This window comes from Bacteroidota bacterium, assembly GCA_035506275.1.
GTDB lineage: Bacteria > Bacteroidota > Ignavibacteria > UBA10030 > UBA8401 > JAGVPT01.
This window is the reverse complement of the sequence record DATJPT010000006.1, coordinates 1-14,049: the sequence shown is the minus strand read 5'-3', so window position 1 is coordinate 14,049 and position 14,049 is coordinate 1. Positions and strand designations below refer to the sequence as shown.

6 protein-coding genes and 1 tRNA gene are annotated in these 14,049 nt (G+C 53.5%); 5 read left to right on the top strand and 2 right to left on the bottom strand.

The window, feature by feature from the left end:
* The first annotated feature begins 91 nt into the window (after positions 1-91).
* From VMF88_03195 to VMF88_03175, 5 genes are all read left to right on the top strand, one after another.
* A complete protein-coding gene (locus VMF88_03195; protein ID HTY10057.1) occupies positions 92-1,549 on the top strand; it encodes a TolC family protein in 1,458 nt (485 codons plus the stop codon).
* A gap of 21 nt (positions 1,550-1,570) precedes the next feature.
* Positions 1,571-2,761: an efflux RND transporter periplasmic adaptor subunit gene (locus tag VMF88_03190; protein ID HTY10056.1), complete on the top strand. Its 1,191-nt coding sequence runs from the start codon at positions 1,571-1,573 to the stop codon at positions 2,759-2,761.
* Between the two features lie 46 nt (positions 2,762-2,807).
* Positions 2,808-6,068, top strand: coding sequence for an efflux RND transporter permease subunit (locus tag VMF88_03185; GenBank protein ID HTY10055.1), 3,261 nt, complete (start codon positions 2,808-2,810; stop codon positions 6,066-6,068).
* A complete protein-coding gene (locus tag VMF88_03180) occupies positions 6,065-9,313 on the top strand; it encodes an efflux RND transporter permease subunit (GenBank protein HTY10054.1) in 3,249 nt (1,082 codons plus the stop codon). Before VMF88_03185 ends, VMF88_03180 begins: the two co-directional genes overlap by 4 nt.
* Positions 9,314-9,530: 217 nt before the next feature.
* Positions 9,531-12,299 (top strand): VIT domain-containing protein, encoded by a 2,769-nt coding sequence (locus tag VMF88_03175; GenBank protein ID HTY10053.1) that lies wholly within the window; start codon positions 9,531-9,533, stop codon positions 12,297-12,299.
* 219 nt (positions 12,300-12,518) lie between these two features.
* Here the strand turns inward: VMF88_03175 and VMF88_03170 are convergent, their stop codons facing one another.
* Complete coding sequence (locus tag VMF88_03170) at positions 12,519-13,556, bottom strand: diguanylate cyclase (protein HTY10052.1); 1,038 nt, start codon at positions 13,554-13,556, stop codon at positions 12,519-12,521.
* Positions 13,557-13,839: 283 nt separating this feature from the next.
* Positions 13,840-13,914, bottom strand: a tRNA-Val gene (locus VMF88_03165).
* Positions 13,915-14,049: the final 135 nt, after the last annotated feature.

Sequence of the window (14,049 nt, the reverse complement as noted above, 5' to 3'; positions counted from 1 at the left end):
ATGCCAATGGAGTAGGCTGGTTAAACCGCTCTGGAACAAGCATTGTCTAAGATGTTCTTGCAATGTATAACTATCGCATGGAAATGAACTAGTGAAATTCAGAACAGGGAAGAAAACGTACCTGAGGCCGGGTTGTGTAAATAAGAGTTATCGATGGGCAAATGAAATTTCTGTCATAAAAGAGCCAAAGAAGAAAGACAGACTCGCAGGGTGGTTTCTCTTATTCGCAGTCATTGTTACCTTCCCGGTCACTTCCTATCCTCAAATCAAAGCCAGAACTGATTCATCCCAGGTATTCACGCTCGACCAGTGCATTCGTTACGCATTGCAGCATCAGCCGCGCCTGAATCAGTCCATCGTCAATACGGCAATAACGAAGGCGACGAACGCTATCAACCTGTCAGGCTGGCTTCCTCAGCTCGACCTTGCGGGGAGCATGGTTCACTATACCCAGCTGCTGACGACACTGGTGCCGAATCCGGTACCCGGCGGGGCACCGATCCCGACACACACGGGGGTTGCCAATACGGCGATTCCGCAACTCACTGCTTCGCAGACAATTTTCGAACCTCAGCTGTACTATGCAGCTGCATCAGCGCCGTTGCTGACGAAAGAATCGGAACAGGTCACCGACAGCGAGAAAATTTTCGTTGTCTCGACCGTCAGCAAATCATTCTACAATCTCTTGCTGACACTCGAGGAGATCAACGTGCTGAAGGAAGATACTGCTCGCCTGGCGCGGACGATTGTCGATACCCACAGCCAATTTGTAGGAGGGATCGTCGATGAAACGGATTACCAGCAGGCCGTCATCACGCTCAACAACTCCAAGGCGCAGTTAAGGCAGGAGGTTGAGAATGTCGTTCCGGAATATGCCGCGCTGAAACAGCTCATGGGATTTCCGCCCGAGAAGAATTTTCACGTGACGTTCGATACGGCGCAAATGATGCGCGAGATCTATTCCGACACGACAAAGCCGTTGGTGTATGAAAACAGGATCGAGTACCAGCAGCTTCAAACGGAGCGGCAGCTTCAGCATCAACAGACCGTGGCAAGCGAGCTTGCGTACCTGCCGACGGTGTCCGTGTTCTACGATTACTACTATGAATACGAAAGCCCGGCAGCGTCGACCCTTTTCAAGGGGGCATACCCGTATTCGTATTTTGGATTGTCGTTCAATTTTCCGATCTTTACGGGACTCTCCCGGATAGAATCTGTGCAGCGGTCGCAATTGGAGGAGGAGAATGTCAACTGGGAAGAGATGAATCTGAAGTCGCAGATCTACTCCGAGTACACTTCTGCCCTGGCAAGCTATAAGAGCAATCTGTACAACCTTCGTCTGCTGAACGATAATAAAGACAGAGCACAAAGCGTTTACCGCGTTGTCTCGCTTCAGTATAATCAAGGCATCGTCGCCTATCTCAATCTTATTGTTGCGGAATCGAACCTCATCTCGGCGGAAATTGGATATATCGATGCGCTTTTCCAGCTTCTGTCGAGCAAGATCGATCTTGAAAAAGCGAGGGGCGAAATTCCGGTGCGCTATTAATCTACCCCATGACCGAGTCTTATGAAGAGAACATTTCTTAATACAGTTTTGATCGGTACTCTTGTCGTTGTCTCGTGCAAACAGGAACAGCCCCCTCCTCCTCCGCCTGTTCCGGTGAATCTGCTTACCGTAAAAGCGCAGCCGGTGACGTATTATGACCGGTACACGGCAACGACGGTGGCACTGAACCAGGTAAACATCCTTCCCGAAGTGCAAGGCTATATTACTGGCATCTACTTTAAGGAAGGAAGCCACGTCAAACGGGGACAAAAGCTGTACGACATCGACCGGCGCATTTACGAAGACAACTACAATACTGCCGCGGCAAACGCGAACGTTGCGGAAGGAAACCTGAAGCAGGCCCAGCAGGACGCCGACCGTTATCAGTATTTAAATAACAATAAAGCCGTGGCGAAGCAATTGTACGACCATGCGATGATCGCCCTGGAAAACTCGCGCAATGCATACAAGTCCGCGCTCGAGGCTCTCAAGATTGCCAAGACGAATTTGGCATACTCCGAGATCACGGCCCCGTTCGATGGGACCGTCGGATTCAGCATGGTGAAACTCGGCGATCTTGTCAGCGTCGGACAAACAGTCCTCATTACGATCTCCACCGACGACCCGATGGCGGTGGATTTTCTGATCAACGAGAAACAGCTCGCATTCTTTAACAACCTTCAAAACGCGAATCACCAAGTAATTGATTCGTTGTTCACGCTTATCCTCCCGAATGGTTCCCTGTATTCCTACACGGGATCTCTTTCTGTGATCGACCGCGCCGTCAATCCCCAGACGGGCGCGATCAGGATCCGGCTGTTGTTTCCCAACCCGCAGCTTTCGCTCCGAGTCGGCATGAGCTGCGTTGTGCGCGTTCACAATCAGGATTCGGTCGCCCAGATGCTGATTCCGAACAGAGCCGTCGTGGAAGAGATGGGCGAATATTTTGTGTATCTCGTCAAGGATAGCGTAATGAGCGGCGGAGATCAAACCGGCGGAAAATCGCCGGGCGCTTCCGACCCGCGGTTCATTGCGCTTCAAAAGAAGGTCCATCTCGGCGCTGTCATCGGGCCCGACGTGATCATCAAGGACGGAATCAAAGAAGGGGACGACATCATCACAGACGGCATCCAATCGTTGCATAATGGCTCTCCGGTCGCTCCTTCCGGCGGGCATTCTGCTCCGCACGGAGGCAAGCCAAACGCACAGTAGGCCCCGCGTTGGACGAATGAATCCATTTTGGTCCTCGAAGTAGAGTATGATTGCCAATACCTTTATTAAAAGGCCGGTCACCGCTATTGTCATTTCGATCATCCTCGTGATCACCGGCATCATTTGCATTTTCAATTCCCCCGTTGAGCAGTACCCTCAGATTACTCCCCCGGTTGTTCAGGTGAACGGCCAGTTTACCGGGGCCGATGCGCTGACCGTCGAACAGACCGTTGCAACGCCGATCGAGCAGCAGGTCAACGGAACTCCCGGCATGGAGTACATGCAGAGCAATAATACGAACAACGGCTTGATGTCGATGAACGTCACCTTCGACATCGGCACCAACATCGATATTGCCACCCTCGACGTACAAAACCGCGTCAGCATTGCTACCCCGTTGCTGCCGGCCGCGGTGAGCCGTCTCGGCCTGACCGTGCGTGCGCTGAATCCGAGTATGCTGATGATGGTGTCGATCTTTGCGCCGCAAGGGACGCACGACATCACCTTCCTGGACAATTACACGAACATTTTTGTGCAGGACGCGCTGCTCCGTGTTCCCGGGGTCGGAAGCATCAGCAGGTTCACGGACGATTTCAGCATGCGGATCTGGATGGATCCGGAAAAAATGGCGGCGTACAACCTGACTCCGACCGACGTCATCTCCGCGTTGAACGCGCAGAATGTCCAGGTCGCGGCCGGCTCCGCCGGCGTTCCGCCGCAGCAAAAAACGCAGACATTTGAACTTGGTATTCTCGTCAACGGGCGTTTGAGCAAAGTGTCGGATTTTGAAAACGTGATCGTGAAGACCAATCCGGCGACGGGGGACCTTGTCTATCTCAGAGACGTGGCCAGAGTCGAGCTTGGGAAATTCACCTTTTCAAGCAACTCTTTTGTTGATGGGAAGAGGGCATCGTGCCTCCTCATCTATCAGGCGCCGGGAAGCAACGCTCTCGAAACGGCGAAAGGGGTCTATAACGTCCTCGCTGAGTTAAAAAAATCGTTCCCGACGGACGTGGATTACAAAGTTCCTTTTGAATCCGTGACCGTCGTACGAGTTTCGATGAGCGAGGTTGTCATTACGCTGCTTCAGGCGCTGGGGCTCGTCGCCATTGTCGTTTTTTTGTTCTTGCAGAACTTCCGGACGACGCTCATCCCGGTACTCGCCATCCCGGTATCGATCCTCGGCACATTCTGCTTTTTTATACCGCTCGGGTTTACGATCAACACGCTGACGATGTTCGGCTTTGTGCTGGCGATCGGCATCGTGGTCGACGACGCCATTATCGTCGTCGAAGCGGTCGAGCATTATATGGATGAGCATAATCTCTCGGCAAAGGAGGCCACGTACCAGGCGATGAAAGATATCTCGGCCCCTGTTGTCGCCATCGCGCTTATCCTGGCGGCGGTGTTCGTTCCGGTCGGATTCATTCCAGGGATCGTCGGACGCTTGTACCAGCAGTTCGCAATTACCATTGCGATCTCCGTCATGCTTTCCGCCTTCATTGCGTTGTCGCTCACCCCGGCTCTCTGCAGCTTGCTCCTCAAACCGACGCAGAAAAATGCGGAAGCCCGCGGTGCCGGCAGATTCTTCAGCGGATTCAACAGGTGGTTCGAGAAACTGACGGACAAATATTCCGACGGCGTGAAGCGGAGCATTACGGTCTCGCGGTACGTGGTCATTCTGCTTCTGTGCATTTGCATTGGCACGCTCCTTCTGTTCAAGAACAAGTCGACCGGATTCATTCCGTCGGAGGATGACGGAAACCTTTACATTACGTTCCAGCTCCCGCCGGCTTCGTCGACTGCACAGTCCGTCGCCGTGATGACGAAGCTGATGTCGGTCGTGGCCTCGACTCCCGGCGTCGGTCATTACGCGGCATTGTCGGGGTTGAATGTCGTCACCAACGCGACCAATTCGAATTGCGGAACCATCTATTGCCAGCTGAAGCCATGGGATGAGCGTTCAACCCGGAGCGAACAGGTTCCCGGAATCATTCATGTGATGCAGCAGAGGATCAACGATGCCGGGCTCACCAACGCAAATGTGCAGGTGATCCAGCCGTCGCCGATTCCGGGCGTCGGCTCGGTCGTCGGATTCAGCTTCCAGATCGAGCAGCGAAACACCAACGACGACATCCATGGGTTCGAAAAGGTCGTGAATGATTTTATCGAAGAAGCGAACAAGAATCCCGCCATCTCGCACGCGTACAGTTTCTATTCCGCGCACACGCCGAACTATAATCTGACGGTGGACAGGGAAAAATGCGAAAAATTGGGAGTGAATGTTGCCGACGTTTTTACGACCATCCAGGCATACATGGGGAGCATCTACGTCAACGATTTCACCACCTACAATCGCACGTTCCATGTGGTGATCCAGGCAGATACGATGTCCCGTGCCTCCGTGTCTGATATCGACAAATATTTCGTACGCAATCAGGCCGGTTCGATGGTCCCGCTCGGGACGCTTGTCAGCTATAAGCCGACAGAAGCGGCGCCGCTCATTTCTCACTTCAATATCTTTCGTTCCGCAGAAATTGAAGGCGAGTCGGCGCCAGGATACAGCAGTACGGAAACACTGAACGCGCTCAAAGATGTGGCGCGAAAAGTCCTGCCGGAAGGGTATGATTACGAGTATTCAGGGTTGAGCTATGAAGAAATAAAAGAAGGCTCGACATCGATCTACATTTTTGTCTTTTCCATCACGTTCGTCTTTCTTTTTCTTGCAGCGCTGTACGAAAGCTGGTCGGTCCCGTTCTCGGTCCTGTTGGCTGTTCCTATCGGAGCGTTCGGCGCGATCCTCACGCTGACGCTGCTGCCGGGCATATCGAACAATGTCTATGCGCAGATCGGATTGATCACGCTTATCGGACTTGCAGCGAAGAATGCGATCCTCATCGTCGAATTTGCGAAAGTGCGCGTTGATCGGGGAGAAGAGCTTATTCAATCGACGATGGAAGCGGTCCGGCTTCGGCTCCGCCCGATCGTCATGACCTCGATGGCATTCATTCTCGGCGTTCTCCCTCTTGTTTTTGCGACGGGAGCCGGAGCGGTCGCGCGGAGGACGATAGGGTTCACTGTGCTCGGGGGAATGCTCGCGGCAACGACGCTGGCGATCTTCATCGTCCCGGTCTTGTTCGTCATCATCACGCGTCTTTCGTACGGCAAGGAGCGGCTCGAATATCTTCAGGACCATCATCAGGAATTGATGGAAAAGGCGAAGAAAGTGGAAGAACAGAACATCGACCCCGAGCTGGAATATGATCTGCACCGGTCCCGCGAGATCTATAACCTAGACCAGGAATGATTGCCAATACCTTTATCAAGCGCCCGGTCACTGCGATCGTCATCTCGCTTGTACTGATGATCTCGGGGATCATCTGTATTGCCAATCTCGCGGTCGATCAATACCCGAATATTACTCCCCCCGCGGTTTCCATCGGCGGACAATATACCGGCGCCGACGCTCAGACAGTCGAACAGACGGTCGCCACGCCGATCGAAGAACAGGTTAACGGAACGCCCGGCATGGAATACATGCAGAGCACCAATACCAACACTGGCTCAATGGGGATCACGGTGACGTTCAACGTCGGCACCAACGTTCACATCGCCGCATTGAACGTTCAGAATCGTGTGGGGATCGCGACGCCGCTTCTTCCTTCCGTCGTCAGCCGCCTCGGGCTCACAGTCCGCGCGCGCAATCCCAGCATGCTGATGCAGGTGGCGGTCTTCTCTCCGAAGGGAACGCACAACATCACCTTCCTTGACAATTACACCAACGTCTTTATCGAGGACGCGCTCCTTCGGGTGCCTGGAGTCGGGGACGTCAATACGCGTACGGACAATTTCAGCATGCGCATCTGGATGAACCCGGAGAAGATGGCGGCGTACGGCCTGGTTCCGCAGGACATCATCGCCGCTTTGAACGGGCAGAATGTCCAGGTTGCCGCGGGTGCTGCGGGCGCTCCTCCCCAGCTGACCGACCAGCCGTTCGAGCTTGGAATTCTCGTCAACGGGCCGCTTGTGAAAGTTCCGGATTTTGAAAACGTCGTCGTCAAGACCATTCCCGCCACCGGCGAGCTCGTGCATCTCAAAGATGTTGCGAGAGTTGAACTCGGCAAGTTTACTTTTTCCAGCAATTCGTTTGTGGATGGAAAAAGGGCGTCAATCCTCTTCATTTATCAGACCCCCGGAAGCAATGCACTTGAAACGGCGAACAACGTATACGCCACGCTGGAGAAATTAAAGAGGTCTTTTCCGGCGGACGTCGACTACGCCGTTCCGTTCGAGTCGATCACGATCATCAAAGTATCGATGCAGGAGGTGCTGGAAACATTGTTGAAGGCGCTCGGACTCGTCGCCATCGTTGTTTTCCTTTTCCTCCAGAACTGGCGGTCCACGATTATTCCGATCCTCGCGATCCCGGTCTCCATCCTCGGCACGTTTTGCTTTTTCCTCCCGCTCGGCTTCACCATCAACACGCTCACGATGTTCGGCTTCGTCCTTGCGATCGGCATCGTCGTCGACGATGCCATCATCGTGGTCGAAGCGGTGCAGCATTACATCGACGAACATCATCTCTCGGCGAAGGAAGCGACGTACCGGGCCATGAAAGACATCTCGGCGCCGGTGGTTACCATCGCGCTCATTCTCGCTGCGGTTTTCGTGCCGGTCGGATTCATTCCCGGAATTGTCGGACGATTGTATCAGCAGTTCGCGATCACGATCGCCATCTCCGTCATGCTGTCGGCGTTCATCGCATTATCGCTGACTCCGGCGCTCTGCACGCTGCTGTTGAAGCCGCATGCAAGCAAACCTCAATGGAGCGACATGTTCTTCAGCCGGTTCAACCATTGGTTTGATGTGATGACGAAGGATTATGTCAACACCGTTCGCCGCGGAATCAGAGGCGCCCGGTATGTCGTGATCCTGCTCCTTTGCATTTGCGTTGGCGCCTATATTCTGTTCAAGAAGAAACCGTCTGGGTTCATTCCAGCCGAAGATGACGGGCGCTTGTATGTTACGTACCAGATGCCCGAGGGAACGTCCACAACGAAATCGGTTGAAGTGATCACGAAGTTGATGGAAATCGTCGGGGCAACCCCCGGCGTGAATCATTATTCTGCCATCTCCGGGCTGAACATACTGAATTTCGGCGCGACGTCGAACGCCGGTAGCATCTTTTGCATGCTCAAGCCGTGGGAACAACGGCAGAAACCGGAGGAGCAAATTCCCGGCATCATGAACGTGCTGAGAAAAAGGATCGCCGCTGCCGGCATCGACAACGCGAACATCGTTGTCATTCCCCCTCCGCCGATCCGCGGTATCGGGCAGGCGGCGGGGTTCAGCATGCAGATCGAACAGGGGAGCACGAGCGACGACGTCCACGCGTTCGAAGGCGTCGTTAAGAAATTTGTCGCGGAGGCGCACAAGAATCCGGCGATCTCGACGGCGTTCAGCTACTACGGCGCCCATACGCCGAGCTACAACCTGACGCTCGACAGGGAAAAATGCGAGAGGCTCGGCGTGAATATCGCGGACGTGTTCACCACGCTGCAGGCGTACATGGGAAGCTTGTTCGTCAATAACTTTACTCTCTACGACCGTACCTACCATGTTGTCGTTCAGGCGGACACGACGTACCGTGCCCTCATCTCCGACCTGAACAAATATTTTGTGCGCAACCAGCGGGGGGAAATGGTGCCGCTGAGCACTCTGGTCAGTTATCAAGCCGCCGAAGCGCCGCCGCTGATAACACATTTTAATATTTTCCGTTCCGCGGAAGTCGACGGCTCGACTCCCCCCGGATACAGCACCGGCGAAGGAATCGATGCCCTCCGCGCGACCGCGGAGAAGGTGCTGCCGCACGGATACACGTACGAATTTTCTGGGCTGAGTTACGAGGAAATCAAAGCGGGGTCGGCGACGGTCTATATCTTTATATTTTCCATTACGTTCGTCTTCCTTTTTCTGGCGGCGCTTTATGAAAGCTGGTCGGTGCCGTTGACCGTGCTTCTCCCCGTTCCCATCAGCGCGTTCGGCGCGATCCTGATGCTCATGTTCATCCCGCGGCTGACGAATAATGTGTATGCGCAGATCGGTCTCATCACGCTGATCGGACTTTCCGCAAAGAATGCGATTTTAATCGTAGAGTTCGCGAAGATCCGCGTCGACCGCGGCGAAGAGCTTATTGCGTCGACGCTCGAAGCGGTGAAACTGCGGCTGCGTCCCATTATCATGACTTCAATGGCGTTCATTTTGGGCGTTCTTCCGCTTGCGCTCGCTACAGGGGCCGGCGCAGTTGCAAGGAATACGATCGGCTTTACCGTCCTTGGCGGAATGCTCGCGGCATCGACCCTTGCGATTCTGATCGTTCCCGTGCTGTTCGTCATCATCACCCGGATGTCGTACGGCAAGAAAGAGCTGGAGTACTTGCAGTCTCATCACGAAGAATTGATGGAGCGGGAAAAGAAAATTGAACAGCAAAAAATCGATCCGGAACTGGAGTACGAAATGACCCATCATTTCGAAAGGCATCATGAAGGGTAGCTGATCCGGGGAAATTGACTCAAAGCCGGCATTGTGGATGATGTCGGCTTTTTCATTTTCAACAAACTCGATCGACCTTTAGCGTCTCCATTGCATTTCATCCAAAACCTCTCTATACTTGCAGCAAGCGCAGAGAACTTAAATCTGCGCCCTTCGTGTATTCTATTCCAGCCGTCCGATGTATACCCGCCTTAGACGGACGGAGAAAGGGGTTCCTATGAAAAAGCATCCTCGGGTTACTGCATTCCTCGTAGTTGCGCTCCTGCTGCACTCGCCAAGAATGTTCGCCGTCAATCAACTCACGGTTCATGACCCGGATGTCTACGGGTCAAAGCTCGGCTACATCGACCAGGCAACCCTCTATGTTGAGCCGCATGGCGCGTATGTCGAGCAAACGCTCATTCTCGATTATGCCGATCATCTTCAATTTGCTGCGGGCACAAAGATAGAAGTGGTCCATGCCTTCGAGATGCCGCAGGGAGCGGTGATCAACGATCTGTGGCTCTGGATTAACAATGTGCCTGTCAGGGGAAAGATGCTTGCGACGTGGCAGGCGCAGCATATTTATGACAGCATCGTCAGCAAACACAGAGACCCTGCGTTTCTTTCGAAGATCGGGACGCAGTACGAATTGCATGTCTATCCCTTGAGCCCCGGAAGTTACCGTCGAGTGAAGATCACTTTTGTCAGCCCCACGCAATGGATCGGCCAAAATGGGGGAGCGGAATTGCCGATCAGAATGCTGCTGGCAAATAATTCTCCCGCGAAGCCGCTTAGGGTCTACTTCAAAACGGCGCAGAATATTTGGGGGGTACCGACGGTGCTTGAGTTGCCTCTTCTCAGTTTCCAGAGTCTGGCCGACAGCGCCGGGTATTCATACAAATATGTCGACGTTGCCGATATCTCGAACCTTCAGAGCCTGAGCCTTCAATTCCAAACCCAGTTCCAGGGGGGCGCTTCGTTCATGAGTGCTGTCGACAGTACCGATACGACAGCGTTCCAGCTGGGATTTGTTCCGCCTCAATTTTTTTCCACGCGATCGGATACGACGGCGAAAAAATTTTTGGTCGGGATCGACTTAAGCGGATTCCAAAACAAAAATTACTCGACCTTGCTCCCGAACTTGAAATCCACGCTCATATCCGCGCTCCGTACAAAAGATCAATTCAAAATTGTTGTGACCGGGGCGGGTGCAATGCAATATCTCGGGAGCAACTGGACATACGGGATACCCGACTCGATCGATAACATCCTGGAGAGGTTCGCGAACAGCGATCTGGGCAAGACGATAGGCCAGTCCACAATTCCTTCCGTAATTTTCGCAGACCCGAATGCGGTGACCTGCTGGCAGTTTCCCGGGATTGATAGCCTTTGCGTGCCGCGGGTTTTTTCGACCCTGGGCGGTGCGATCGATGCTATTACTTCTGTTCCTATTGTCGCCGCATATAATCAGGGGTTTGAAGATGCGAATGAAACGAAGTCGATTCTTTCAAATCTGATCAGCCGGTTTGACTCGTTGTTTCTGAAAGGGGGGAGATTCCTGACGTACTATGACTATAACCGTGTCGGCAGTGAATTGCTTGCATCGCACTATATCAGCGGGCTGACAATGAACCGAAGGACAGACGGGTCAACGACGCTTTATAGAAATCTTTCCGGAAACATCGGCGCGTATTTTCCCCCGTCCTTTGTCCATTACGGTTTTGACGACCTTGTCTATACGGACCCCGATACCAAAGTCGAGGTGCAGGATTCAAGCGGCAACGTGGCGGTCATTTCAAAAAGAATCAATAACGGTCTGCTCGTCGTCAGCAGCATTTGGTCGTTCAGGGATGACGGGGCCACAAAAGAAATCATCGGAGTTCCACTTCTCGGCCTGAACGCTATTTCCCATTCAGAGCAGATGATCGGCCTCCTGAACGAGGTCCAATCCCATCGATTGGCCGACCCGTTCGACAAAGCCCTGATCTTTTCCAACACCGACTCCGCTTTTGCCAAAACCTATGCGCTCAGCTGGGCAACGACATACGTATCAAAATTTTCTGGCTCTGTGCCCGTTTTTTATACCGTGAATCTGCTGGATGGGACCACGTATACTCCTCCTTCGGTCTCCGACGGCGGAGTTGATTATTACGGCGGAGGTTATCTCCTCAAAACTGTCGCAGCGCTGACAAACGGGATTCATTTCGAGACCCATATTGATAATTGGAACTTTATTGCCGGCGCACTTTCGCCTTCTTCGGTTCCCGTTATCGACAGCTTAAACATCATAGCCGCCACGGCCGACTCGGCCGGGAAGGTCCTCGAGATGAGAGAGGTCAACCCTGTGCAAAATGATCCTTCCAAACCCCGATTCTTTATCGGAGCCGCCAAAGGGCATGAACGATTGGATTTCGCGATCAATGCACGATTTGCGGGGGATGACTCGATCGAAACCAAAAAATTAAGCTATTATCCTGTGAACGATACAACGGGGAGCCAGTCGCTCATTCCGGCGCTCCTGGCGAACGAGGACATCAAAAACCTGCTCATGACGCCTCCCTTCGATACAGCAACGATCGTTGCACGGGCGATGCGTTACAACCTCCTTTGTGACTTCACTGCGCTGCTGGTGCTTGATACCACAATTGAAAATAACCCGAACAATTCCAACGGAACGCCGGTCAATCCCCAACACGCTTTTCCGGAAACGGACACCTTGGGGTTAGGCGCATATCCGAATCCATTCAATAATCAGGTTGCAATTCAGATCGATGTCAGGCCGGCGTCAAAGGTTTATCTCGTCATCTACAACATCCTTGGCCAGCGTGTAAAGGTCTTGCTGAACAACGAGGTTGTCAGCGAGAGAAGAACGGTTTTTTGGAACGGGACGGACGAGCAGAATAGAACGGTCAGCAGCGGAGTTTATTTTGTCCGGATGATAGCCACAAATCTTGTCGGCGGAGGGGTCAAGTCGCGTCTGACGCGAATTTTGTTCCTGAAGTAAGTCCAGCCGAGAGGACGAATGAGAGTGTCCGGGAGGACAAAACGGAAGCAGCATAAGCATTGAACGCCGGCCGTCGGAACAATAAAAGGAAAGAACGAGTCTTTCCTTTTTTTGCGGGCGCTGCTGGGAGTGCATCCGCAAAAGTACAGCTGATGCTCATTCCAGATATGTTCCGACAGCGGACTCCGAGACACGTGTCTGACTGCCCGAATGGCGAGGTCAACTGACAAGCTCTCCCTTCGCCTGCTTGATCGTCGGGTAGAAGTAGACGGTGTTCCGGCCTGCCCGCTGCGCCTCGAAGAGAGCTTCCTTGACCATGAGGAGCAGGTCGGAGGTCGTTCGGCCGTTGACCGGATAGGCCGAGACCCCGATACTCACCGCCGACTCAATCTTCTGTTCAGTGAAGAGCGTGTGAGCGATGTCGACCGAAAATTCCTTCGCCCTGACGATCGCCTCCTGCAAGTTCGTGTTGGCGAGAAGTATGACGAACTCGTCGAACCCGTAGCGCCCGCAGGCGTCGATGGGGCGTAACTTCGATTTCACAAGGCACCCCATTTCCCTCAAGAGCTTCTTCGAAGCGTCATACCCGTACGTGTGGACGACATCCTTGAAGTTGTCGACGTCCAGAAGAACGAGCGAAAAGCTCTCGCTTAACTCCTTCGCGTGCTCCATTTCGGCGTCGAGCTTCTTGATGAAGGAGACGTACTTTTCCAGCCCAGTCTCGCGGTCGATGACTTCAAGCTGCATGTTTTCCTCATGGAGCTGAGCCTTGACGAGCGCGAGTCCGGCGATGTCCGCAAAGCCCTGGATCATCCCGAGGTCCTCTTCGGTGAACTTGCCCTTCTCCGTGCTGTCGACGTGCAGGTAGCCGAACGTACGGTGGTCAACCTCGATCTGGACACAGACCGCAGAGCCGAATGCATACTCAAGGGCGATCTCTGCCGCTTGCAGGGGGTCGGACGCGCTGTCGGAAATGAGGATGGGGTGCCCTGTCCACAGGAGCTTGCCGATGGCGCCGGTAGCGAGCCGCGTCCGGAATGATTTGCAGAAGGTCAGCGACAGACCGTAGTCGTTCTCGATATGAAGGTATTCTGTCTTCGGGTCGATGATGACGACAGCCGCCGTTTGGCACCTGTAGATCTGGAACAGCTGGTTGACGATGTGATGAAGAACTTTCTGATGCTGGTTCGTAGACTTCAAAATGGCGAGCGTGTTGAGGATGCTCCTGAGCGATCGTGTCGAGTTCTCATTAAGCATGGCTATTAACCTCCTCTCGTGGGGCTCCGGCCTAGAAACGAAAAATCCTCTGGCCTCCCCGCTCAGGGGGACACAGAGGTTTTCTTGTGCGAATTATTGACCGACATATCTCCTCCCAAGCGGAGATGGCCGGAGCCGATGATCAGCAGATCGGAGCTGAATCTCGATCTGCCCGTACGATAGTATCGATATTGGGATTGAAAGTCAAGAGGCGGGAGCGAGTGATGCGGGAATCGAATCCGCTTAAGAACGGCGGATTTTCATTTTGTATCTAGCCATCTTGTGGGCGCTGCGGGGATCGAACCTGCGACCTTACGCGTGTGAGGCGTACGCTCTGAACCAGCTGAGCTAAGCGCCCGCTTTAAACTTAGACAGGGCTTTTAGCGAAGTCCTCCGTTTTCAGGAGGACTGGCTAAGCGCCCGCTTTAAACTTAGACAGGGTTTTTAGCGAAGTCCTCCGTTTTCAGGAGGACTGGCTAAGCGCCCGCTTTAA

Coding starts and splice junctions, on each gene's coding strand:
- VMF88_03190 (HTY10056.1), top strand. CDS start 1,571: ATGAAGAGAACATTTCTTAATACAGTTTTGATCGGTACTCTTGTCGTT.
- VMF88_03175 (HTY10053.1), top strand. CDS start 9,531: ATGAAAAAGCATCCTCGGGTTACTGCATTCCTCGTAGTTGCGCTCCTG.
- VMF88_03185 (HTY10055.1), top strand. CDS start 2,808: ATGATTGCCAATACCTTTATTAAAAGGCCGGTCACCGCTATTGTCATT.
- VMF88_03180 (HTY10054.1), top strand. CDS start 6,065: ATGATTGCCAATACCTTTATCAAGCGCCCGGTCACTGCGATCGTCATC.
- VMF88_03170 (HTY10052.1), bottom strand. CDS start 13,556: ATGCTTAATGAGAACTCGACACGATCGCTCAGGAGCATCCTCAACACG.